The 20,204-nt window shown below is 58.1% G+C and carries 23 protein-coding genes and 1 tRNA gene; 12 read left to right on the top strand and 12 right to left on the bottom strand.

Annotated features, from left to right (window positions below):
- Positions 1 to 92 precede the first annotated feature (92 nt).
- Entirely contained in the window at positions 93 to 1,943 is a 1,851-nt protein-coding gene (gene ftsH / locus E8K79_RS11500) for an ATP-dependent zinc metalloprotease FtsH (RefSeq protein WP_136514868.1), read from the top strand.
- 57 nt (positions 1,944 to 2,000) lie between these two features.
- On the opposite strand, the gene E8K79_RS11495 is transcribed toward ftsH, so the two are convergent.
- Positions 2,001 to 2,636, bottom strand: a complete 636-nt coding sequence (locus E8K79_RS11495) for a TMEM175 family protein (RefSeq protein WP_136514866.1) — start codon at positions 2,634 to 2,636, stop codon at positions 2,001 to 2,003.
- Between the two features lie 60 nt (positions 2,637 to 2,696).
- A complete protein-coding gene (locus E8K79_RS21115; protein WP_162604652.1) occupies positions 2,697 to 2,870 on the bottom strand; it encodes a hypothetical protein in 174 nt (57 codons plus the stop codon).
- A gap of 325 nt (positions 2,871 to 3,195) precedes the next feature.
- Between E8K79_RS21115 and mgtA the strand changes: the two genes are divergently transcribed.
- Positions 3,196 to 5,760, top strand: coding sequence for a magnesium-translocating P-type ATPase (mgtA, locus tag E8K79_RS11490; protein ID WP_136514865.1), 2,565 nt, complete (start codon positions 3,196 to 3,198; stop codon positions 5,758 to 5,760).
- 41 nt (positions 5,761 to 5,801) lie between these two features.
- Here mgtA and E8K79_RS11485 read toward each other — a convergent pair whose 3' ends face one another.
- Positions 5,802 to 6,980 (bottom strand): class I SAM-dependent methyltransferase, encoded by a 1,179-nt coding sequence (locus E8K79_RS11485; protein WP_136514864.1) that lies wholly within the window; start codon positions 6,978 to 6,980, stop codon positions 5,802 to 5,804.
- Between the two features lie 141 nt (positions 6,981 to 7,121).
- On the opposite strand from E8K79_RS11485, the gene E8K79_RS11480 reads away from it, so the two are divergent.
- The 4 genes from E8K79_RS11480 (at position 7,122) to E8K79_RS11465 (ending at position 10,041) form a co-directional block, all read left to right on the top strand.
- Positions 7,122 to 7,415: a hypothetical protein gene (locus E8K79_RS11480; protein ID WP_136514863.1), complete on the top strand. Its 294-nt coding sequence runs from the start codon at positions 7,122 to 7,124 to the stop codon at positions 7,413 to 7,415.
- Positions 7,416 to 7,702: 287 nt separating this feature from the next.
- On the top strand, positions 7,703 to 8,467 hold the full coding sequence (locus E8K79_RS11475; protein WP_136514862.1) for a methionine ABC transporter ATP-binding protein: 765 nt from the start codon (positions 7,703 to 7,705) through the stop codon (positions 8,465 to 8,467).
- A gap of 21 nt (positions 8,468 to 8,488) precedes the next feature.
- A complete protein-coding gene (locus tag E8K79_RS11470; protein WP_135869400.1) occupies positions 8,489 to 9,157 on the top strand; it encodes a methionine ABC transporter permease in 669 nt (222 codons plus the stop codon).
- Between the two features lie 32 nt (positions 9,158 to 9,189).
- Positions 9,190 to 10,041, top strand: a complete 852-nt coding sequence (locus E8K79_RS11465; protein WP_198419814.1) for a MetQ/NlpA family ABC transporter substrate-binding protein — start codon at positions 9,190 to 9,192, stop codon at positions 10,039 to 10,041.
- Positions 10,042 to 10,264: 223 nt separating this feature from the next.
- Here E8K79_RS11465 and E8K79_RS11460 read toward each other — a convergent pair whose 3' ends face one another.
- Positions 10,265 to 10,510, bottom strand: a complete 246-nt coding sequence (locus E8K79_RS11460; RefSeq protein WP_135869401.1) for a hypothetical protein — start codon at positions 10,508 to 10,510, stop codon at positions 10,265 to 10,267.
- A 19-nt stretch (positions 10,511 to 10,529) separates the two neighbouring features.
- Complete coding sequence (locus E8K79_RS11455; RefSeq protein WP_136514861.1) at positions 10,530 to 10,988, bottom strand: hypothetical protein; 459 nt, start codon at positions 10,986 to 10,988, stop codon at positions 10,530 to 10,532.
- A gap of 404 nt (positions 10,989 to 11,392) precedes the next feature.
- Between E8K79_RS11455 and E8K79_RS11450 the strand changes: the two genes are divergently transcribed.
- Together E8K79_RS11450 and E8K79_RS11445 are read left to right on the top strand one after the other, a co-directional pair.
- Complete coding sequence (locus tag E8K79_RS11450) at positions 11,393 to 12,085, top strand: VIT1/CCC1 transporter family protein (RefSeq protein WP_136514860.1); 693 nt, start codon at positions 11,393 to 11,395, stop codon at positions 12,083 to 12,085.
- A 147-nt stretch (positions 12,086 to 12,232) separates the two neighbouring features.
- Positions 12,233 to 13,132 carry a YceI family protein gene (locus E8K79_RS11445; protein WP_136514859.1) on the top strand — a complete coding sequence of 300 codons (900 nt, stop codon included), beginning with the start codon at positions 12,233 to 12,235 and terminating at the stop codon, positions 13,130 to 13,132.
- A 164-nt stretch (positions 13,133 to 13,296) separates the two neighbouring features.
- Here E8K79_RS11445 and E8K79_RS11440 read toward each other — a convergent pair.
- The 5 genes from E8K79_RS11440 to E8K79_RS11420 form a co-directional block, all read right to left on the bottom strand.
- Positions 13,297 to 13,384, bottom strand: a tRNA-Ser gene (locus E8K79_RS11440).
- Positions 13,385 to 13,475: 91 nt separating this feature from the next.
- The gene (locus E8K79_RS11435; RefSeq protein WP_135869418.1) at positions 13,476 to 13,736 is read right to left on the bottom strand and encodes a hypothetical protein; all 261 of its coding nucleotides are present in this window, start codon (positions 13,734 to 13,736) and stop codon (positions 13,476 to 13,478) included.
- A gap of 80 nt (positions 13,737 to 13,816) precedes the next feature.
- The gene (tadA, locus tag E8K79_RS11430) at positions 13,817 to 14,308 is read right to left on the bottom strand and encodes a tRNA adenosine(34) deaminase TadA (protein WP_136514858.1); all 492 of its coding nucleotides are present in this window, start codon (positions 14,306 to 14,308) and stop codon (positions 13,817 to 13,819) included.
- 98 nt (positions 14,309 to 14,406) lie between these two features.
- Complete coding sequence (gene nikR / locus E8K79_RS11425; RefSeq protein WP_012531991.1) at positions 14,407 to 14,826, bottom strand: nickel-responsive transcriptional regulator NikR; 420 nt, start codon at positions 14,824 to 14,826, stop codon at positions 14,407 to 14,409.
- A gap of 262 nt (positions 14,827 to 15,088) precedes the next feature.
- A complete protein-coding gene (locus E8K79_RS11420; protein ID WP_136514857.1) occupies positions 15,089 to 15,976 on the bottom strand; it encodes a complex I NDUFA9 subunit family protein in 888 nt (295 codons plus the stop codon).
- A gap of 182 nt (positions 15,977 to 16,158) precedes the next feature.
- Between E8K79_RS11420 and E8K79_RS11415 the strand changes: the two genes are divergently transcribed.
- Complete coding sequence (locus E8K79_RS11415; protein WP_129124617.1) at positions 16,159 to 16,635, top strand: ferritin family protein; 477 nt, start codon at positions 16,159 to 16,161, stop codon at positions 16,633 to 16,635.
- A gap of 78 nt (positions 16,636 to 16,713) precedes the next feature.
- On the opposite strand, the gene E8K79_RS11410 is transcribed toward E8K79_RS11415, so the two are convergent.
- The gene (locus E8K79_RS11410; RefSeq protein ID WP_135869421.1) at positions 16,714 to 17,166 is read right to left on the bottom strand and encodes an FKBP-type peptidyl-prolyl cis-trans isomerase; all 453 of its coding nucleotides are present in this window, start codon (positions 17,164 to 17,166) and stop codon (positions 16,714 to 16,716) included.
- 190 nt (positions 17,167 to 17,356) lie between these two features.
- Between E8K79_RS11410 and E8K79_RS11405 the strand changes: the two genes are divergently transcribed.
- The 3 genes from E8K79_RS11405 (at position 17,357) to E8K79_RS11395 (ending at position 19,324) form a co-directional block, all read left to right on the top strand.
- A complete protein-coding gene (locus E8K79_RS11405; RefSeq protein WP_136514856.1) occupies positions 17,357 to 17,878 on the top strand; it encodes an NUDIX hydrolase in 522 nt (173 codons plus the stop codon).
- Positions 17,875 to 18,774: an RluA family pseudouridine synthase gene (locus tag E8K79_RS11400; RefSeq protein WP_136514855.1), complete on the top strand. Its 900-nt coding sequence runs from the start codon at positions 17,875 to 17,877 to the stop codon at positions 18,772 to 18,774. The genes E8K79_RS11405 and E8K79_RS11400 overlap by 4 nt, the downstream gene beginning before the upstream one ends.
- Before the next feature lie 91 nt (positions 18,775 to 18,865).
- Positions 18,866 to 19,324 carry a hypothetical protein gene (locus E8K79_RS11395; RefSeq protein WP_136514854.1) on the top strand — a complete coding sequence of 153 codons (459 nt, stop codon included), beginning with the start codon at positions 18,866 to 18,868 and terminating at the stop codon, positions 19,322 to 19,324.
- Positions 19,325 to 19,383: 59 nt separating this feature from the next.
- Here the strand turns inward: E8K79_RS11395 and E8K79_RS11390 are convergent, their stop codons facing one another.
- Positions 19,384 to 20,064: a cyclase family protein gene (locus E8K79_RS11390; RefSeq protein ID WP_136514853.1), complete on the bottom strand. Its 681-nt coding sequence runs from the start codon at positions 20,062 to 20,064 to the stop codon at positions 19,384 to 19,386.
- Positions 20,065 to 20,204 lie beyond the last annotated feature (140 nt).

The raw sequence follows: 20,204 nt of genomic DNA, 5'->3' as shown, positions 1-20,204 counted from the left end.
TCTGTCGCGCTTCTCTCACAAAGCCCTGTTTTATTGAATGTGTAGGTATATAATTTCATACACAGAAAAACTGGCCATCCGAAGGAAAGCCCATGAAACAGCAATCCTGGCGCACGGTTATCTACATAATTTCGGTTTTCATGCTGTTTAACATCTTTTACAGCTACATGCTGCGTGATGCCGGACAGACAGCCCAGATCAGCTACAGCCGCTTTCGTGCCGAACTGACCGGCAATAACCTCAAGAAGGTCAGCTTCAAGGGGACCGGCGTTCGCGGGGAATTCCTGCGCAAGATCAAGATTGTTGAAATGGTGCAAGGTAAAGAGGTCGCTCGGGAGGTGGGCGCTTTTACCACTACGATGCCTGCTGTAGCTGATCCGGCGCTGCTTGGCGAGCTCGCCTCACGCAACGTTGAAATCAGTGCCGTTTCTCAGGAGTCATCGTTGCTCGTTACATTTCTCATTTCCATGCTGCCCTGGGTGCTCATCATCGGGGTCTGGTGGTACGTCTCCCGCAAAATCGGCAAGCAAATGGGGACAGGAGGCATGTTCGGCAGCTTCGCCAAATCAGGTGCCAAGGTGTACGGCACCGGGGAGAAGGTCGATGTCACGTTTGAGGACGTCGCCGGCATGGAAAACAGCAAGATCGAGTTAAAGGAGGTCGTCGATTTCCTGAAAAATCCTGATCAGTTCCGCAAAATTGGTGGAAAGGTGCCCAAAGGGATCCTCCTGGTCGGCCCCCCCGGTACCGGCAAGACCTTGCTGGCGCGGGCGGTGGCAGGCGAGGCGGGGGTCAACTTCTTCACGATCTCGGCCTCCCAGTTTATCGAGATGTTTGTCGGAGTCGGAGCCAGCCGGGTCAGGGACCTGTTCACCAATGCCAAGAAAGGTGCTCCAAGCATCATCTTCATCGACGAGATCGATGCGGTGGGTCGCAGCCGCGGCACGGGCCTTGGCGGTGGGCACGACGAACGGGAGCAGACACTGAACCAGCTCCTCTCCGAAATGGACGGCTTTGACCGGCACGAAGAGGTGATCGTGCTGGCGGCGACGAACCGCCCGGACGTGCTTGATCCCGCGCTGTTGCGGCCGGGTCGCTTCGACCGGCATGTGGTGATCGAGCGGCCGGACTGGCGTGACCGGGAGAAGATCCTCAAGGTTCATGCGCGCAAAATCACAATGGCAGAGGGGATCGATTTCATAGCCATCGCCAAGGGTACCCCCGGCATGACCGGAGCCGATCTGGAAAACCTGGTGAATGAAGCGGCCATTCTGGCTTCGCGGGAAGAGGCCCCGGCGGTTGCCATGGTCCATTTCGAGCAGGCGAAGGACAAGCTCCTCATGGGGGGGGAACGGAAAATGGTCATTTCCGAGAAAGAGAAGCGACTCACCGCTTACCATGAGTCGGGGCATGCCCTGCTTGCCAAACTGCTGCCGGGCACCGATCCCATTCACAAGGTCACCATAATCCCCCACGGCATGGCGTTGGGCGTCACCCAGCAACTTCCGGAGGATGACCGGTACTATTACCCGCGTAGCTATCTGGAAAACCGCATCTGTGTGACCCTGGGGGGGAGGGCTGCCGAGCGTCTGGTCTTTGGCGAAGCCTCGACCGGCGCCCAAAACGACCTGAAGGTGGTCACCGACCTCGCCGAAAAGATGGTCTGCCAGTGGGGCATGAGTGAAAAGATCGGGCCGGTGGCTTTCACCCGCGGGGAAGAACACCCCTTTCTGGGACGCAAACTCGCCGAAGAGAAGGGCTTCTCTGAAGAGATGGCCTGGAAGATCGACCAGGAGATCACCGCCATCATCCGCAACAGTGAAAAACTTGCCGACCGGCTTTTGTCTGAGAACAGGGCTCTACTTGACGCTCTGGCGGCGGCATTGCAGGAAGAGGAAACGCTCGATGGCGCACGGGTCGAGGAGATCGTCAGGTCGGTTTGAGGCGGCGTAAAACGGATTGATAGGTAGGTCGGGCACGCTGTTCGAGACGTGCATGGATCAGGGGGGGATATTTTGGGGCCACCCTTTGAAACCTATGAAGACCGCAATGCAGAGGCAGAACAAAACGCTCATCGTCGCCGAAACGAAAGAAATCGAGAAAGCCGCAAGATACATGGTAGGCCCGAAGCTCAACTGCCTTCTGATTTGCTCGACGTGCGTAGCGTCGGCGCTTCGACCGGTTCCAATCAGCCTCCCGCCTTTTGACGCATAATGCCACAAGCTCTTGAAGGCCAGCGCGATAGCGAAGAAAGTCCCAGAAAAAAACGCCGAGGCGACTTTTGCTTCGGGATGGAGCAGGTACTCGGCAGCCAGAGCCGTAGGAAAAGGGAGGAACGTGATGAGCAGAAGGGTTAAACCGTTCAAGTACAAGAAAGTATGATCACTTCGTTTTACAAAGGTGAAGATGCGGTGATGATTGACCCACTTCGCAAGGATTGTGGCAAAGCTCGTTACGAAGGCGAGGTAGTGAGGCCACAAAGCCAACAAAGCGGAACCGAGGCTGTCGCCGGCATGCAGGGCGGAAGGCTTGGGCACCTGTATGGTCAGAACCAGAAGCGTTATGGCGATAGCGAAGACGCCATCGCTGAAGGCCTCAAGACGTTCGGTCTCATTTCTTTCAGACGATTTCGACATTTGCCCTCACTGCACGTAAGGACGGTTCCGGTTTGTCCGGTCTGATCACCCTTTTCATCGTTAGTTTTGGAGGCGATCGATAAGATGCATCAGGAATTTCTCGCGTTCGGCCATTTCCACGTGCCACGCCCTGTTGTCGGTGCCGATCTTTTCAGTTCTCAGTTCTGAGAGAGACGACTCCAGTATTTCCATCAGAATGCCGGCTTCCGTCTCGGTTAATTCGATCCTGGTCATTTCGAGGCCCCTTTCTCTTTGCCGGTGGTGCTGCTTGGATTCGCAAGAGCCTTTCGCAGGCAGAGGTGGCGGTCCGATTGCGTGAAGCTGTACCCTCACTAAATTATACCTGCCGGCGAACATGTTACAATTTTACACGGCGACTGCCGTGAGAGTGGCGGGCTCTCAATGTGACAAGAGCGCACACTTTCACGAGCAGGCGCTACCCGGTAAGTGATCTCCGAACAGTCGATTTACAGGAGCGCCGGGACGAGAAGGCGAAACTTTGGTGGCAGCGCAGCCGGTCTTAAGAGCGTGGAAGCCTTGATGGACGGAGAAACTCATCATGCCTGCACCTACGGTCAAAGCGGTTCCCTCCTTCTGGCAACTATCGATCCCGGTGCTTTTAGAGTCGCTGGGTTCGAGCCCTGACGGACTAGACAGCGCCGAGGCGTCCTTACGCCTGGCCCGGTTCGGCCCCAACCTCATCCATGGTGAGCGCAAAAAGGCGTTGTTCCTGCAATTCATCTCCAAGTTCAAGAACCCCCTGGTCATAATCCTCCTTACCGCCAGCGCCCTCTCCGCCTTCACCGGCGACGCAACAAGCTTCATCATCATAGGCATCATCGTCCTTGTCAGCGTAACGCTCGACTTCGTCCAGGAGTACCGGGCCGGGCAGGCGGCCGATCGGTTGCGCCAGTCGGTGACGGTGCGCGGACAGGTGCTGCGCGACGGTGGGGTGCTTGATATCGCATTTGCCGAGATGGTGCCGGGTGATGTGGTGCTGCTTGCCGCCGGGGATCTGGTGCCGGGTGACGGGCGGTTGCTGGAGGCAAAGGACTTTTTCGTAAACCAGGCGCTTTTGTCCGGGGAAGCATTTCCAGTGGAAAAATCCCCGGCCGAGTTGCCGGATGAGCCCGAAGTGCTCGCCGCAGTAAACAGCGTGCTTATGGGGACGTCAGTTGTAAGCGGCACCGCCAAGGTGCTGATTTGCAGCACCGGACAGGAGACGGAGCTCGGCAGGATCGCCGATACCCTGCTGGCAAAGGCGCCACCCACCGCCTTCGAGGAGGGAACCCACCGGTTCGGGATCCTCATCATGCGCATGACGGTACTTCTTGTACTGTTCGTGCTGCTGGTGAACGCCTACTTCCACCGCCCCTGGCTTGAATCGTTCCTGTTTGCCGTGGCTCTCGCGGTGGGGCTCACCCCCGAACTGCTGCCCATGGTCGTATCGGTGACCCTGTCGCGTGGTGCGCTGCGTATGGCGGCCAACAAGGTGATAGTGAAAAGGCTCGGCTCGATCCACAACTTAGGGAGCATGGATGTCTTTTGCACCGACAAGACCGGCACTTTGACGGAGGCCCGAATCCACCTGGAACGCCATCTGGATCCATCTGGAAAAGAAAGCCAGCGGGTTTTGGAGTTGGCCTACTACAACAGTTATTTCGAGACCGGGCTTAAGAGCACGTTGGATGACGCCATCCTGGAGCATGGCGAGATCGTGGTCAGCGGCTGGAAGAAGATCGATGAGGTGCAGTTCGACTTCGAGCGTCGCCGGATTTCGGTGCTCCTTGACAACGGCGCGAACAGGCTGCTCGTCGTAAAGGGGGCCCCGGAGGATATCCTGCGGCTTTCGGTGCGATATGAGACGGATGGAGGGACGCAGTCGCATCCCCTCGATACGGCGGCACGCTCCGGCATCGACGCGCAGTTCGAGGCGCTGAGCCGGGAGGGGTTCCGGGTTTTGGGGATCGCTTCGCGGCAGGTTGGTCCGGACCATCCTCATGCGGTGGTAGGCGATGAATCGGAACTGGTTTTTGCGGGGTTCGCAGCTTTTCTCGACCCGCCCAAAGTCAGCGCGAAAGCTGCCCTGGCGGGACTTGCGGCAGATCGCGTCTCGGTCAAGATCATAACAGGCGACAACGAACTGGTGACCCAGAACATCTTCTCCCAACTCGGGCTGCCCGTAACCGGCGTGCTTACCGGGGCGGAAATGCAGCGGCTGGACGATCCGGCACTCTCCGCTCGGGCGGAGCAGGTGAACCTCTTCTGCCGCGTGTCACCGGCTCAGAAAAACCGCATCATCCTCGCCCTGAAGAGGCGCGGGCATGTGGTGGGTTATCTGGGGGACGGCATCAACGACGCCCCGTCGCTTCATTCCGCCGACGTCGGTATTTCGGTGGAAAGCGCCGTGGACGTGGCGAAAGCGGCCGCCGACATGATCCTTTTGGAGCAGGACCTGGGGGTCCTCCACGCCGGCGTCCTGGAAGGGCGCCGCACCTTCGGCAACATCATGAAATACATCATGATGGGCACCAGTTCCAATTTCGGCAACATGTTCAGCATGGCCGGGGCTTCGCTTTTTCTCCCCTTCCTCCCGATGCTGCCGGTGCAGATCCTGCTCAACAACCTCCTCTACGACGTATCGGAGCTTCCGATTCCACTGGACCGGGTGGATGACGACGACCTGAGCCATCCGCGCCATTGGGACATGAACTTCATCCGCAACTTCATGTTGGCCGTCGGACCGGTCAGCTCGATCTTCGACTTCCTAACCTTTTACGTGATGCTCGAAGTTTTCCATGCCGGGGAAGCGCTCTTCCATACAGGCTGGTTCGTGGAGTCCATGGCCACTCAGGTGTTGGTTATCTTCATCATCCGCACCCGCAAAAACCCTTTCCTGAGCCGGCCCAATCCATGGCTCGTGTTTTTCGCGCTGATGACGGTGACGGTGGCCGTGATGTTGCCGTTCACCCCCATGGGGGTTCACCTTGGCTTTGTGGCGCCGCCGGCGTTCTTTTTTCTCATCCTGACCTCCATACTGCTCGCCTATCTTCTGTCTGTGGAAGTGGTGAAGAGGCTGTTTTTCCGCCACATGGGCAGGAACTTGAAAAGCCCCGCCGTATGACGCCCCGGTGCGCCAACGCTCCTCATAACCGGGGGGGCACGCTACTGACGACGCAAGTTCGCCTCGGCCGGTCGTTCCAACACCACCCTGTAGGCTTCCAATCCGTGGTTTAAGAAAGAATGAGCGGAGCCCCATAGGTAAAGTCTGAACGTACGGTAGAGCCTTTCTCCCCAGCGCTCCACAATGACATCTTTGGCAGCATCAAGGTTTTCCGCCCATGCCTTACAGGTAAGGTAGTAGCTATGACGATCATTGTGGACGGACATGACCTCAAATTCGGTTTTATCAACTTCCTTTATGAACTCGCGCAAGCAGAAATAGGAGTGATTGCCCGGGAAAACGTGCCGTGAGATGAAAGTAGGCTTTGAATACTTTTCCCTATAGGCGCTGGCATCCAGATACACCCTTCCACCAGGCTTCAGCAACTTCCGGAACTGCCGCATAACGGCATGGTAATCCGAGAGGTGTTCCATTACACCCAGAATGACGATGGCATCGTAGGACTCGGTTGCTGCGTGGTCGAAAAAATCCTGATAAATCACCTTGCAGGGGAGTTCGAACTTCAGAATTACATCCTTGATATACTGCTCGGACTGTCCGGAAATTGTCAGCGAGGTGACGCGGATTCCGCGTTTGCCGGCATATTCCGTAAAGGTTCCCCATCCTCCACCTACATCGAGGACCCGATCCCCCGGCTTCACAAGACAGGAGGAAAGGGCAAATTCGAGTTTTCGTAACTGGGCGGTCTCCAGTTTTTCGTCATCCCGCTCGAACACCGCCTGCGAATAGCAGCGGGTTGCGTCCATGAAGGTAAGGAAAAAGTCCTCATCGCGCTCGTAGTGGCGTGCAATGGCCTTTTGGTTTGTGTGCGTCTGGCCGATGAACAATGGAAGCATCCTGCTCAACAGATAGTCGAGTACATGCCTGTCGGTCAAGATGCTTCTGAAACCCGGGAGCTGCAGCATGTCCCCTTCGATATCGATGCTGCCGGACATGTATGCTTCACAGAACTTAAGCTCATCGAAACTGCAAAGCGCAGCCAACCCGTTGCGGTCGTTGATCGTGAATGAGATTAACGGGGGGGCGTCGCCGAATTGGTAAGAACAACCCTGCAGTTGGAGGCGGAATGGTATACTGATTCTGTCGCCCAGATGCCTCTGAATCAGTCTGATTGCTCTGTCATAGCTCCGTATGTATGAAGCTGAGGAAGATTTGAGCATGGCATCCTCCTGGAATGAAATTGTTGTTAAAGTTTAACGTGAGAAGTGCGGTTTTCCACCATGGCGACCCGTCACCAGTCGATTCGGAAGCGGGCACCGCATCAAACAGCGGAAGTCAACTGAATATTAGGGGAGGACGGTATGGCAGGAAGCAAATCCATTCTCACGGAAATCATGGCGAGGAAGCTGCCGCCAAGCGAGCGCCGGAAGTTTATGAAATGGTCTGATAGTGTAACGAATGAAGAATTTGATGAAGGTTTGTCATTGTTTTTCACGATAAGTGAACTGCAGGACGCGGTAGGAGACTATGCGATCGAACAACTGCAAGAACTCGAGATGCACTGTGATATCAAACTTACCGCCATTGTTGATGTCCATGGTAGGGTTTTTAAGTACAGAGAATTCAAGGAGACCAAAGCGGGAGGATTTGGATAGCCGCTCCGCAGTCATCGCGGCTGTCACGCCTTTGGGGCGCCGTTTTTGCCGCCAAACGATGTTGCACGTGGTCGAGCCGCGGGCGCACCTTCGCGGGACGGCGCTAAATCACGCCGCTGAAGAGGGACTATGCTATGATTAAAAGTTGAGTTCTCCTGTCAAATTTGATATAAGTCTCCGAAGTTAAAAGTTTAAGTCGGAGACGCCGGAAGCTGGACAGAGAGCTGGAGGTGTAAGAAAGCTCCCTTGCCATCTTTTTTGTGTCAGCCCGCAGTCACGGGGGGCAAGTGATTACCATCGACAGCCTGAACAAACAGTACCATACGCCGCGAGGATCGTATCACGCGCTGCGCGACGTGACCCTGCAGGTGAAAAAAGGGGACATCTTCGGCATCATAGGCCTGAGCGGAGCGGGGAAGTCCACATTGATCCGCTGCCTGAACCGCCTCGAAGAGCCGGACAGCGGCAGCATCGTCATTGACGGAAGGGAGATCACCGGGCTGGCAACACACGAGTTGCGGGATGCCCGCAAAAAGATCGGCATGATCTTCCAGCACTTCAACCTGCTCGATTCGAGGACGGTGCAGGGCAACGTCGCCTTCCCACTCGAGTTGGCCGGCTTCCCCCGTAAGGAGATCACGCGGCGGGTCGCGGAGATTCTTGATCTGGTCGGGCTATCCGATAAGGCCGGCAGCTATCCGGCGCAGTTGTCTGGTGGGCAGAAGCAGCGGGTCGGCATCGCCCGCGCCCTTGCCAACCACCCTGAAGTGCTCCTAAGCGATGAGGCCACCTCGGCGCTCGACCCGCAGACGACCAGGTCCATCCTCGAACTGCTGGCCGACATCAATCGCAAGCTTGGCCTCACCATCGTCCTCATTACCCACGAAATGAGCGTGATCCGGCAGATCTGCGGGAAGGTGGCGGTCCTGGACCGCGGCGAGATCGTCGAGTCCGGGCCGGTGGATGCGGTATTCTCTGCGCCCTCCAGCGCGACCATGAGACTTTTCCTGGAACACAGCACACTGCTGCAGGGCTCCGGCGCCGGCATCTAGAGAGGAGAGGAGGTGGTAACGATGAACGAAGACCTGATACCGATGCTGTTGACCGGCTTCGGAGAAACCCTTTACATGGTGGTGTTGTCCACCGTCGCCGCCGTCGTGCTGGGACTCCCTCTCGGGGTGCTGGTTGTCATCACCTCGACCGGCCACGTCCTGGAGTCCCCGCGGCTGAACCGCGTCCTCGGCACCGTGATCAACATTACCCGCTCCTTCCCCTTCATAATCATGATCGTGCTGCTGCTGCCGCTGTCTCGCTTTCTGGTGGGGACCACGCTGGGAGCTACGGCCGCCGCCGTTCCGCTCTCCATCGCCGCCGCCCCTTTTCTCGCCCGCATCATAGAGAACAGCTTGAAGGAGGTTGACCGCGGCAAGGTGGAAGCTGCCCTTGCCATGGGGGCCACTCCGCTGCAGATCGTGCGGAAGGTACTGATTCCTGAGGCGCTCTCGTCGCTTGTGCTTGGGCTGACCCTCGCGGTGATCACCATAACCGGGTTCACGGCGACCGCAGGAGCCATCGGGGCCGGGGGGCTCGGCAGCCTCGCCATCCGTTACGGCTACATGCGCTACCGTGAGGACGTCATGTTTGCGACCGTTCTCATTCTGGTCATCTTTGTCCAGGGGGTGCAGTGGAGCGGCGATCGACTGGCGCGACGGATCAACAGAAACCAACACCGGCTCGGCTAAAGGGCCTTATATCCAAACGGAGGAACACAAAGATGATGAACAGATTTAACGGCAGGCTGAGCCTCGCCTTGGTCGCATTGGCACTGGTTGTAGTGGCCGCGGTGGGTTGCAAGAAAAAAGAAGGTGAGGCCGGTAAGGGCACCGAAGGTGCGGCGTCGACGGCCGGAAAGACCCTGAAGGTAGGGGCGGCGGTGGTTCCGCACGCCGACATCCTCAAATTCGTCGTACCCAAATTGAAGGAGCAGGGCGTGAACCTCGAAGTGGTGACCTTCGACGACGAGGTGCAGCTGAACCCGGCGCTCGCCGAGAAGCAGATCGACGCCAACTACTTCCAGCACGTCCCTTACCTGGAGGCCGTGGTGAAGGAGAAGAACTACCAGTTCCACGTGGCCGGCAGCATCCACGTGGAGCCGATGGGGCTCTACTCGAATAAGATCAAGAGCGTCGCCGAACTGAAAACCGGCGCGCAGATCGCGGTTCCTAACAACCCCTCCAACGAGTACCGCGCCCTGGCGCTCCTGGAGAAGCAGGGGCTCATCAAGCTGAAACCGGGCATCTCCAACTTCCAGGCGACGCCGAAGGACATCGTGGAGAATCCGAAGAACATCAAGTTTGTCGAGGTCGAGGCTGCGCAGCTTACCCGTACCCTTCCCGACGTCGACGGCGCGGTGATCAACACCAACTTCATTCTGGACGCGAAGATCGACCCGCAGAGCGCGATCGCTCGCGAGGACGCCAAATCTCCCTACGCCAACATCATCGTGGTGCGCAAGGGAGAGGAGACGCGCGAGGATATCAAGAAGCTGGTGGCGGCATTGCAGTCCCCCGAGCTGAAGCAGTTCCTCAAAGAGAAATACGGGGCTGCGATCATCCCGGCGTTCTAGCTTCGACTAGCGGCCGGGTACGGTCTGGTCGTTGGAAGAAGAACAAGGCCTTCGGCCGGTTCATCAAGACCGTGAAGGAGCAGTTGAAAGATTGAAGCGACAAAAGCCGGTCCCTGGGTGCAACTGCTTGAGCACCCGGGACCGGCTTTTCTATGTCTATTGCTCTTCTTTATGTCGGCACGGCCCTCGTGCACCGAGGATGGTTCAGGCCGTGTCGTCAGCCTCAGCGCCGCTGGTAACGGTGTCCGGAGTTGGGGTCTCCGAGGATGAACCCTGTCAGGGCGCCCGCTGCGCCACCAAGTATCGCACCGACTGCGGGGCTTCCGCCCGTGAGCCCACCTAACAGCGCGCCGCCGCCGGCACCTATGGCGCCACCGCTTAATGTACTTTGCTGCTGGCGCGACATTCCGACACACCCAAAGCTAAATGCCACCAGCAGCACGACGGCCAGATATCTCATAGCTCTCATGCGCTGCCTCCTTGCCGGCCTATGGTCCGCCTGAACCGGCCAACGGCTGGTCGGCTATGCCTGTTTTCAGTTTAGGTTTGACGATCTGCGTCCAGATCACCCGCATGACCGGAATATCGCGGTCATCGGGATTGCTGAGATAGTAACCATCGATGTCCTTGATTATGGTCTCCATGGGAACGCCACGGAGGCCTTCCGCCAGTTTCGCGGCGAAACCCTGTCTTTTTAGCTCGGGGTGTCGCTGGATCACGTTTTCCTCGATGGTCACCACGTGTCCGATGCCCCATACAAAAGTGATTTTCGCCTCAGGCTGAAGGGTAAGCCACGTGTCCCCGGTTAGTACCGGCATTTCCTTCAAGTCCTTAGTCAGATCACCCGCGGGGTTTTCGTTCGCCGCAAGAGTTGGTGTTACGCCGGAAAGACTTGCGACGAGCGATAGGACACAGAGAGAACGGATGACAGTCTTTGCTATGTTCATGCCCCACCTCCATCCGAGTTTTCTTCTGCTTCAGGCTCTCATTATATCAAAAACACCTCTTGGCAAGCACGCAAATAGAGGCGTCAAGCTGGGTGATATGAGACAGTGTTCAGATACGCAGCATTTGTCAGAAATCGCTACAAAGACCCGGAGTCCAGAATACATACCCACCTCGACTGCAGGTTTACGGATGGTATAATCCATATCAGTTACCTTCTATGTTTCGCCGGAAAGCTTTCAGCGTAGTTAGTATTTCGCCAAAGTTAGATGTGTCCCTCATGGGGGGATAGGCGCCCGGCCTGCCCCCCTTATTATGTTCCGGCTCGAAAGCACGGCAGGCACGCTTAGAAACTCCAGGACCTTGGCGCGCGATAGAACCAATAACAAAACCACAGGTGGGGAAGATGCCTAAGCATCTGGAGCAGCACTACGCAACCCGGATCGGTTGGCTGCGAGCAGCGGTACTTGGCGCAAACGACGGAATCCTTTCGACTGCAAGCCTCGTCGTGGGGGTGGCAGCCGCCAACGCAGTGCGCGGTGATGTGTTCTTAGCGGGGGTAGCGGGCTTGGTGGCAGGTGCCATGTCGATGGCGGCGGGAGAGTATGTGTCCGTCAGTTCACAGTCAGACACCGAGAAGGCCGACCTTGACCGTGAGCGACGTGAGCTTAAGACGGACATTGTGACTGAGTGCCAGGAGTTGGCGGCCATATATGTCGGGAGAGGACTTGATCCCTCGCTCGCCAGGCAGGTCGCCGAGCAGCTTATGGCACACGATGCGCTAGAGGCACATGCGCGCGACGAACTGGGAATTTCGGAAATAGTCATCGCCCGTCCCCTTCAGGCGGCACTGGCCTCTGCAGTAACTTTTTCAGTGGGTGCAGCCTTGCCGCTACTCATCGCCTTGTTCAGTCCATCTGCCTATTTCATTCCCGTGGTGGCAGGCGGCTCACTTTTGTGTCTGGGGATTCTGGGTGCTTTGGCCGCGCGAGTCGGGGGGGCAAGCGTTGTTGTCGGGGCAGTTCGTGTTGCTTTGTGGGGAGCCCTGGCGATGGCGGCCACGGCGGCAATAGGCGCCATATTCGGTACGGCGGTCTGATTGTCACCTGCTGTTCGCCGCAATTCACGGTCATTTTTTGCGGGCCCCTTCCTGAAACAGAAAGGCCCCGGAGAGGATGTTGACTATGTGACGACTTGGCTGACCTACAGGTTCTAGTCTAACATCGCGCGAGAAGGAGCGAGTGCCATGAGCCATACCTTGTCATCCAACCAAATGATGCTGAGCCTCCAGAAAGGTGCTGTGGTGATCGATGTGATGACGCCGGAGGATTATGCCGTCTGCCATGTGGCCGGTGCCCTGAACGCCTGTGTCTATGAGATTGCCTTTCTCGATCTGATTGCCGAACTGGTTCCTGATCGAAATCGGGAACTGATCCTCTACGACGCCACCGGCACGACCCGATCTGCCGAATTGGCCTACGAACGGCTTCAGCAAGCCGGTTACGCCAAGGTCTCCGTGCTGGCCGGCGGGCTTGCCGCTTGGCGCAGGGAAGGACTGCCGCTCGAGGTAAAAGAAAAGGCGGCCCCATTGGGGTTGCGGGATGGCGCCTACCGGATCGACACAGAAAAAAGCACCTTGGAGTGGATCGGCCGAAACCTGAACAAACGGCACTACGGCCGCATCGGCATCAAGGCGGGAGAACTGTCCATCACGGACGGAAAGCTCTCCCGAGGGCATATCGAGCTGGACATGACCAGCATATCCAATCTGGATCTGCTGGATGATGGTTGGCGCGATGTGCTGATCCGCCACCTTAAATCCGACGATTTCTTCGCTGTGGATCGTTTTCCGACAGCTTCGTTCACCTCGACGGGATGGGAAACCAGGGAAGAGAATTCGTTAAACGCAGTCAAAGGGATTGTCACAGGAAAGTTGAAAATAAGAGATATCACCCGGGAGATCAGCATCCCTGCGACCATCGCTCCGCTAGATGACGGCGTCATCCAGGCTCATGCAGCCTTCGATCTCGATCGTACCCTCTGGAATGCCTGCTACGGATCGTGCAGGCTGTTCGAGCGACTTGGCATGCATTTCGTGGATGACTTGATCAGCCTTGAACTGTTTGTAGTGGCGGGCGCATGGTGAGAGCGGCTTCTTCGACCTGGCGGCGCATCGCGAAGCGCGGAAGAAATGACCACGAAGAGATGGGGGAGTGAACCCCGTCACGGCAGCTCTCTTCAACCGCTTGTACATATCTGCTACATAAAACGACAAAAAGGCCAGTCATCATGACTGGCCTTTTTGTAAGTTGGCGGAGAGATAGGGATTCGAACCCTAGGTACCTTTCGGTACACCTGATTTCGAGTCAGGCACCATCGACCACTCGGACATCTCTCCGGATATGCTCTTTCGGACGACTCGTGTTCGTCGGAGCAGAAAGATATACCTTATTCCAAACAGAAATTCAAGCCCTGTTTGGTACCCCTCATCAGTATGTGAGGCCAGCGTAAAAGTCTTGCAGATACTGACGCTGGGTCTTTGTGAGTACGCCTCTCGTGTCTATCTCGGACAGAATGCGCCAGATGAGCCCAAGCTCGCTGTAGACCCGCAGCACGGCGGTCAGCTTGTATCGGGCGTGCTCCTCGGACGCAATTGTCCCCTGCAGGAGTTCTTCCGTATAGGCGGCCAGCCGTGAGATCTCGTGATGGGTCGCCATAATGGAGTCGGGGGTGATTTCTTCTAGTTGCATAAGCCCCTCTCAGAGCGAGTGAAAATATATCAATGCTCTAAGTTTCGGCTCAACTGCACTAAAGATTTAGATTTATTTTCTCAGCAGGCAGGGATGCCTTTCTCCTTTTTCTTCTGTGCACGCAACTTCGCGAAAAAACTGGAGAGAATAGTTGATGTCTCTTCCCCGCGGACGCCGGGGGTGAGGACCACGCTGTGGTTCAGCCGTTTGTCGTCGGAAAAATCAAAGAGGGAGCCGGCTGCCCCTCCCTTGGGGTCGTAGCTTCCGAAGACGACACGGTCGATCCGGGAAAGGATGATGGCCCCCATGCACATGGTGCAGGGTTCGAGGGTGACGTAGAGGGTCGCGCCGGTGAGGCGCCAGCTGCCGAGTTTCTTGGCGGCCTTGCGTATGGCGATCATCTCGGCGTGTGCCGAGGGATCCTGCTTGCTCTCGCGCAGGTTGTGTCCGCGCGCGATAATGGCGCCATCCTTCACGATGACGGCGCCGATGGGGACTTCGCCTATCGATTCCGCTTTGCCCGCCTGCTCTAGGGCCTTGCCCATCCAGTAGTGGTCGTCTTTCTTGCTCATGCGTCCTTTTTGCAAACCTTTTCTGCTTCCGAATGCTTCCCCAGTGGCTTCGCCCTCACCCCCGGCCCCTCTCCCGGGGGGCGAGGGGAGCTATAGTCTCAGTGAAGGCCCTCTCCGGTGGTGGTCATGACGAGCTTGCCGTGTTTCACGCCTTTCACGCCGATCAGCTCGTCGGCGATCCTGCGCACGTCACGGGCCTTGCCGCGGACCACCAGGACCTCCAGGCAGTTGTGGGCGTCAAGATGGACGTGCAGGGCGGAGATGATCTGGTCGTGGTGCGCGTGCTGGTGCTCGGTCAGCTTGTCGGAGAGGTCGCGCACGTGATGGTTGTAAACCAGGGTAACGGTTCCGACCCCTTCCTTTTCGCCTTCCTCCCAATCGAGTTCGACTTGGGCGGCCCTGATCAGGTCGCGGATCGCCTCGGAGCGGTTGGCGTAACCTTTTTGTTCGATGAGCCGGTCGAAGCTCTCCAGCAGTTGGTCGTCCATGGAAATGCCGAATCTTACAGTCTCGCCCATGCGTTGCACTCTCCTTGATGAGGGTGACTCACTATACGTGAAAGGGGCTGCGGAGTAAAGATGCGGCGGAGTTATGGGACGGGACTGGGGTGACAGGAGAGGCGCAAGAAGCAAATCCCCCCTGTCCCCCCTTCGCAAAGGGGGGGACCTGAGGGGGCATGCAGTGCTTCGTGGGGAGGTCGTACTCAATGCTCGCCCGCTCTTTTCGAAGACGCTCCTGTGAAGGAGGGAAGCGGAGAGGGCTAAAGAGGGCCTGAGGGGGCTATGGCCTTAGGTAACTGCGGATGCCGGGTTCGAATCTTATCGGCTCGAAGTTGAAGGTGCTGCGCCAGCTGCCGTCGCAGGTGCTTCCTTGCACGAGCATGGCGATCTGGTCGGAGGTGACGGGAAAAAAGGAGAACCCCTCGAAGAAGGGGACGATGAGACGCATGAGGGGGAGCGGGTTGTTTATCTTGGCGACGTGACTTTTCCCCATCACCTTGCCGATGGTGTCCAGAAGCTGGTTATAGGTGTAGCGGTCCGGACCACAGAGGTCGTACTCCTGCCCCACGGTGTCGGGACGCTCAAGGGCATTGGCGAAGCAACGGGCGACGTCGTCGGCGGCGATGGGCTGCAACTGGTATTCGCCGTCGCCGATCACCGGCATGGCGGGAAAACTGCGCAGGTATCCCGCGAGCTTGTTGATGAAGTCGTCCTTCGGGCCGAAGACGATGGAAGGACGGAAGATGGTGTAGTCGAGTCCTGAGCGGCGGACCTCTTCTTCCGCTTCGTGCTTGCTCTTGAAATAGCGGGCGGTGCTGTCGGCATGCGTGCCGAGGGCGGACATCTGCAGGTGGCGGTGCACCTTCGCCTTTTTTGCTGCGGCTATGACGTTGCGGGTGGCCTCGACGTGAAGGCGCTGGAAGGTGATACCGCGCCCGGGGAACTCCCGGATGATGCCGACCAGGTTTATCGTGGCGTCGCAGCCGCGCACCGCATCCTCGTAGGTCTCGGGACGCGTCACGTCCCCCTCGATCTCCTCGACACCGGGTTCGACGGCGGCGGGACTTCTACGGTGCACGAGAAGCCGGATGCTGTGCCCGCGCTCTAGCAGCGCCTCCCGGACGTGTCCGCCGATGAAGCCGGTACCGCCAGTCAAAAAGATCAACATATGCCCTCCGGTACGGGGAACAGTGCTGTAGGCTCCCCTTTTCAAAGTCATAATACCGTCGTTAGTGTAACAGCTCTTTCCCCAATCTCCATTTTAGTGGGGAAAGTGTATACAAGATCTTGTGCTTCGGAGCTTCTTGTGTTAAAAAGCCTTTCACAAACAAACGCTACAGGAGACCGTCCATGGCTGAGCAAGGTGATGTCTGTTACACATTCGAAGCAGCGATAGAAATGGCCGCCCAGATGGAGAACGAAGGGTACCGTGCGTATCTTGCCGCACTGAAAGTCGTGAAAGACAAGGCTGCGCGCCAGATCATCAAGGAAGCGGCGTTCGACGAGCTGGAGCATAAGCACCAGTTGGAAAAGGCGCTGGTGGAAGGCGAGATGAAGGGGGGGGAAGGGTTGCAACAGCCGGTGCCGACCATGAACCTTGGCTACGTCCTGCCGAAAAAGGACCTCCACTCCGGATCGACCGCACGCGATGCCCTGGCCTATGCCATCCACCTGGAGAAGGGCTCCATCGATTTCTACGACAGGATGTCCCGCGGTTGCGAAGGGGCGCCTATGGCGGTGCTCTTCAAGAAGATGCTCGCCGACGAGTCCCGCCACCTGCAGGAACTCGAGGACCTTTACGAGCAGCACTTCATGCCTGAAAACTAGACGGCATCGGGACAAACGGGATAAAAAAATCCCCTCCTCGTAACGGGGAGGGGATTTTTATTGCCTGGGCGGTGAGGTCTAGAGGATCTCAACCAGCTTGAGGTCGAAGTTGAGCGCCTGGCCTGCCAGCGGGTGGTTGGCGTCGATGGTGATCGATTCGTCGGTCACCTCGGTTACTATGACGTTGAAGATCTGGCCGTCCTGCTGGGTGACTTCGAGCTGCTGCCCCACTTCAGGATTCATTTCCGGCGGAAGCTCGGTGCGCGGCACAACCGCGATCATCTCTTCCATCCTCTCGCCGTATGCCTCGTCGACCGGGATGTGAATGGTCTTGCTCTCGCCGACGGCGAGCCCTTTAACGCCTGCGTCGAAGCCCGGAATGACCTGGCCGGCGCCGACGGTGAACTCGAACGGGCCGTGGTCGTGGCCGCACTCGCCCTCGCCGCACTCGGAGCTGTCGAACACGGTGCCGTCGTCGAGCCTGCCGGTATAATGAACCTTTACGCGGTCCCCTTCTTTAGCTTGTGCCATTTTCTATTCTCCTTGATATTGTTGGATAAAGCCCAAAGGATAGCAGATGCCCAAGATATTATCCACCGTTTCTTCCATCGAAGCACTCGGGAAGTGACAGCGGTGCCCGCAACAAAAGTCCCGCCGCTCGCTCACAATTTCTGCGTGGCCAAAATACCGGGGAAATGGTATGTATCTTCCGGGGGTGACCATGGAAACCAAGAACCGATCCCTAATTTTTACCGGCCTCGTTGTGGATGTCGAGCAGATGGACGTCCTGATCGGCAGCCAGGGGTGGTACACCTATCAGGTCGTGCGCCATCCCGGGGGCGCGGCCGTTCTCGCGTTACACGACGACGGCTGCATCACGCTTATCCGCCAGTTGCGTCCCGCGGTGGGGGACTTCCTGCTGGAGATCCCCGCCGGGCGACTTTCCAAAGGAGAGGACCCGCAGCTGTGCGCGGAGCGCGAGCTCATCGAGGAGACGGGGCTCAAGGCGGAGAAGCTGATATCGCTCGGCCTTTTGCACCCATCCCCCGGGGTGTTCGACGAGAAGATCCACCTCTACCTCGCCACCGGTCTTACCCAGGGTGACGCCGAGCCCGAGGATTACGAGGAGATCTCCTGCGAGAAGGTCCCCTTTGCCGAAGCCGTGGCGATGGCGGCGGACGGCCGTATCACCGACGGAAAAACCATAGCCGCGCTGCTGCGCGCCCAGAGACATATCGCATGATACTTACCGCACGCATAGATGCTGAACAGGCCGGGCTGAGGCTCGACGACGCCGCGAAGGCGATTTTCCCGCAACTCTCCAAGGGGGAGATCCGCCGCGTCATAGACTGGGGCGGCTGCAACCTGAACCAGACGCTGGTCCGCGTGGCGTCGCGCCAGGTGAAGGAAGGGGAGGAGCTTGCCCTGGGGCTCATGGATGCCGAGCGCTGCATCGATCTCGTCTATCAAAAGCACGAGCTGCTCTACGAGGACAAGGACTTTATTGCCGTGTACAAAGGGGTCGGTTTCAACAGCCAGCGCACCCCGTACCAGTTGAAGGGAACCGTGGAGTACGCGGTCGAGTGCTACATGAAGAGCATCGGCCTGCGCGATCCTTCCCGCGTGGTGCACCGGCTGGACCGCGGGACGAGCGGCGTCATGTTTTTCCCCAAGCATAAGCAGGCGGCAACCCTCATCTCGAACCTCCTGAAGGAGGGGAAGGTGCAGAAAACCTACTGGGCGCTGGTTTCCGGGTCTCCCGACGAGCAGAGCTGGAAGGTGGATGCGCCGCTCGATAAGGTGAGCAAGTTCCGTTACGGTGTGTCGCTTAAGGGCAAACCCGCCCGCACCGTCTTCTACGTTTTGGGTGAAGGTAACGGTGTGAGCGCCATCGAGGCGAAGCCGCTTACCGGTCGCACGCACCAGATCCGCGTACATCTCGCCCACTCAGGTTTCCCGATCATTGGGGACGAGAGCTACGGGGGCGTTCCGGCCGCACGCATGATGCTGCACTGCCGGGCCATGCGCTTCACCGGCCCCAAGGGGAAGGTCATCGAGGCGGTGGCGCCGCTCGACGCGGATTTTCTAGCGGCAGCACCGCAGGGCGTCTTCGAACAGCAGGAACAGCCGGCGGGGTAGGGGCGAATAATCATTCGCCCGGACCGCTCGAGTCACTAAAGCAAGAACAGCCTCAGTCATTGAGGCGAAAGAATAAGAAAAGGGAGGTTACATGAAGAAGAGAATTTTGCTGGTGCTGTTGCCGGTCGTTTTGCTGGTGGCCGGGGCTTTTGCGGTATGGGGTGAGCAGCAGGGTACGATGCAGCCGGGCTGCAACAAGTGCGCGAAGATGGCCGAGGCTCAGCAGGCTCCCTGCCCCAATTGCCCGAAGGCAGACGCCATCGAGCAGGGTGCCGCCGCTCCGTGTCCGAACTGCCCGAAAGCGGCCAATATGGACAAGGAGGCGCCGTGCCCCAATTGCCCGTTGAAGGGTGCTGCTGCGAAGCCCGCGTGTGACAAATGCCCGAAGGGTGCCGCGACCATGCCTGCGTGCGACAAGTGCCCCAAAATGAAAGGGGCCGAGGTTGCTTCCACGGCCGCCGGTTGCGCGAAATGCGCCAAGATGCAGCAGCCCGATCAGTCGGCCGGCCAGCCGGCCCCGAAGGAGTGCTGCAAGAAGAAGGCTCTGTAACTATCGGAAACACGAAGGGGGACCAATGGTCCCCCTTCATCCTGCGTTAGGCCACCCTCCTACGAAAGGGGCCACCTGCTTGTGTGCGGATCGAATTCCGTCTGCGACGCCGCGGCGGGGTTCCCTACAAGAAGCGCCCGCACCGGCGCCCCGTCCCCGTCCTTGAGTTTCATCGGCAGACAGATCAACTGGTATTCTCCCGGTGCTACTCCGGTCAGGTTCACCCCTTCGATCACCGGGACGCCCCCGTTTAAAAGGATCCGGTGCACTTCGCCGTCGCCGTCCATCGGTTCGACGGAGAGATAGTCGACCGCCACCAGTTTCACCTTGTGCTTGTGCAGGTAGTGGGCACCCTCCGCGGTGAGCGCGGTGAACTCCTCGTGGAACCCCTTGTCTTCCCAAAAAGCGGAGTTGTCCGTCTTGATCAGGAGACGTTCCACCCCCTTCACGCCCGCCTTCTCCAGTTCCTCCGCCCCGATCCTCTTCACCCCCTTGATCTCCACGACCAGTGCCTTTCCGATCAGGAGGTCGAGCGGGATTTCGTCCACCGTTATGCCGGTGTCGTTGAAGTGGCGCGGGGGGTCGATGTGTGTTCCGGCGTGGGTCCCGAGGGTGATGCGGGATACGTTAGCATCGTCCCCCTTGGCGATGCGTTGCCAAGGATCGACGGTCATGGGGGGATCACCGGGATAGGTGGGGAGATCGGGGGACAGGGCGACGGTGATGTCGTGTATTCTCATGGAGCACCTCCCGGATCGATTTAATGTGTGGCGGCACCGGGAAAGTATAACGCAAAAATAAAGGAGAAGCCGAAAGGCTATCAACGCAAAGACGCGGAGGCGCTAAGGCGCAAAGGAAACCTGCTATCACCGAGACCCTC

It is taken from the genome of Geomonas edaphica, from assembly GCF_004917075.1.
Classification (GTDB): Bacteria; Desulfobacterota; Desulfuromonadia; order Geobacterales; family Geobacteraceae; genus Geomonas; species Geomonas edaphica.
This window is presented reverse-complemented; position numbering and strand designations above follow the sequence as displayed.

What these genes read in the sequence shown, in the direction of transcription:
- ftsH (WP_136514868.1), top strand. Translation starts at nt 93, where the DNA reads ATGAAACAGCAATCCTGGCGCACGGTTATCTACATAATTTCGGTTTTC.
- E8K79_RS11495 (WP_136514866.1), bottom strand. Translation starts at nt 2,636, where the DNA reads ATGTCGAAATCGTCTGAAAGAAATGAGACCGAACGTCTTGAGGCCTTC.
- E8K79_RS21115 (WP_162604652.1), bottom strand. Translation starts at nt 2,870, where the DNA reads ATGACCAGGATCGAATTAACCGAGACGGAAGCCGGCATTCTGATGGAA.
- mgtA (WP_136514865.1), top strand. Translation starts at nt 3,196, where the DNA reads ATGCCTGCACCTACGGTCAAAGCGGTTCCCTCCTTCTGGCAACTATCG.
- E8K79_RS11485 (WP_136514864.1), bottom strand. Translation starts at nt 6,980, where the DNA reads ATGCTCAAATCTTCCTCAGCTTCATACATACGGAGCTATGACAGAGCA.
- E8K79_RS11480 (WP_136514863.1), top strand. Translation starts at nt 7,122, where the DNA reads ATGGCAGGAAGCAAATCCATTCTCACGGAAATCATGGCGAGGAAGCTG.
- E8K79_RS11470 (WP_135869400.1), top strand. Translation starts at nt 8,489, where the DNA reads ATGAACGAAGACCTGATACCGATGCTGTTGACCGGCTTCGGAGAAACC.
- E8K79_RS11465 (WP_198419814.1), top strand. Translation starts at nt 9,190, where the DNA reads ATGATGAACAGATTTAACGGCAGGCTGAGCCTCGCCTTGGTCGCATTG.
- E8K79_RS11460 (WP_135869401.1), bottom strand. Translation starts at nt 10,510, where the DNA reads ATGAGAGCTATGAGATATCTGGCCGTCGTGCTGCTGGTGGCATTTAGC.
- E8K79_RS11455 (WP_136514861.1), bottom strand. Translation starts at nt 10,988, where the DNA reads ATGAACATAGCAAAGACTGTCATCCGTTCTCTCTGTGTCCTATCGCTC.
- E8K79_RS11450 (WP_136514860.1), top strand. Translation starts at nt 11,393, where the DNA reads ATGCCTAAGCATCTGGAGCAGCACTACGCAACCCGGATCGGTTGGCTG.
- E8K79_RS11445 (WP_136514859.1), top strand. Translation starts at nt 12,233, where the DNA reads ATGAGCCATACCTTGTCATCCAACCAAATGATGCTGAGCCTCCAGAAA.
- E8K79_RS11435 (WP_135869418.1), bottom strand. Translation starts at nt 13,736, where the DNA reads ATGCAACTAGAAGAAATCACCCCCGACTCCATTATGGCGACCCATCAC.
- tadA (WP_136514858.1), bottom strand. Translation starts at nt 14,308, where the DNA reads ATGAGCAAGAAAGACGACCACTACTGGATGGGCAAGGCCCTAGAGCAG.
- nikR (WP_012531991.1), bottom strand. Translation starts at nt 14,826, where the DNA reads ATGGGCGAGACTGTAAGATTCGGCATTTCCATGGACGACCAACTGCTG.
- E8K79_RS11420 (WP_136514857.1), bottom strand. Translation starts at nt 15,976, where the DNA reads ATGTTGATCTTTTTGACTGGCGGTACCGGCTTCATCGGCGGACACGTC.
- E8K79_RS11415 (WP_129124617.1), top strand. Translation starts at nt 16,159, where the DNA reads ATGGCTGAGCAAGGTGATGTCTGTTACACATTCGAAGCAGCGATAGAA.
- E8K79_RS11410 (WP_135869421.1), bottom strand. Translation starts at nt 17,166, where the DNA reads ATGGCACAAGCTAAAGAAGGGGACCGCGTAAAGGTTCATTATACCGGC.
- E8K79_RS11405 (WP_136514856.1), top strand. Translation starts at nt 17,357, where the DNA reads ATGGAAACCAAGAACCGATCCCTAATTTTTACCGGCCTCGTTGTGGAT.
- E8K79_RS11400 (WP_136514855.1), top strand. Translation starts at nt 17,875, where the DNA reads ATGATACTTACCGCACGCATAGATGCTGAACAGGCCGGGCTGAGGCTC.
- E8K79_RS11395 (WP_136514854.1), top strand. Translation starts at nt 18,866, where the DNA reads ATGAAGAAGAGAATTTTGCTGGTGCTGTTGCCGGTCGTTTTGCTGGTG.
- E8K79_RS11390 (WP_136514853.1), bottom strand. Translation starts at nt 20,064, where the DNA reads ATGAGAATACACGACATCACCGTCGCCCTGTCCCCCGATCTCCCCACC.